At 67.0% G+C, this 318-nt stretch carries 1 protein-coding gene; it reads right to left on the reverse strand.

Translation table 11 applies throughout. The annotated features are described in order from the left end of the window. Positions 1 to 318, reverse strand: a 318-nt coding sequence (locus tag R5H29_RS18805) for a permease (protein WP_332329607.1), incomplete at both ends; no start/stop codon positions are given.

Genomic DNA, 318 nt, shown 5'->3' on the forward strand with positions numbered 1-318 from the left:
GAGGAACGCCAGAACGCCGCCGAAGCTGACGCCCGCTCCCCAGAGCACGGCCGCCATGGGCACGTTGCCGATCGAGCAGACGAAGGAGAGCACGGCCACCATCGGCCCAAGCAGGGCATTGGCCGGCACCTGTATCCAGGGGGTGGCGCCTTTGACGAACAGCGCCTGCCACACGCCATCCGGCACGAAGACGGAGAGCGCGCCGGCGATCAGGAAGCCGAGAGCCAGGTCTTTCCACAACATGGACCAGTCCATGACAAAACTCTGGGCCACCCGCACCCAGGTCTCGCGCCGCGCCAGCTTTTGCCAGACGGTGCC

The sequence above is a fragment of the Stenotrophomonas sp. A3_2 genome, from assembly GCF_036624925.1.
In the GTDB taxonomy this organism is placed as follows: domain Bacteria; phylum Pseudomonadota; class Gammaproteobacteria; order Xanthomonadales; family Xanthomonadaceae; genus Stenotrophomonas; species Stenotrophomonas hibiscicola.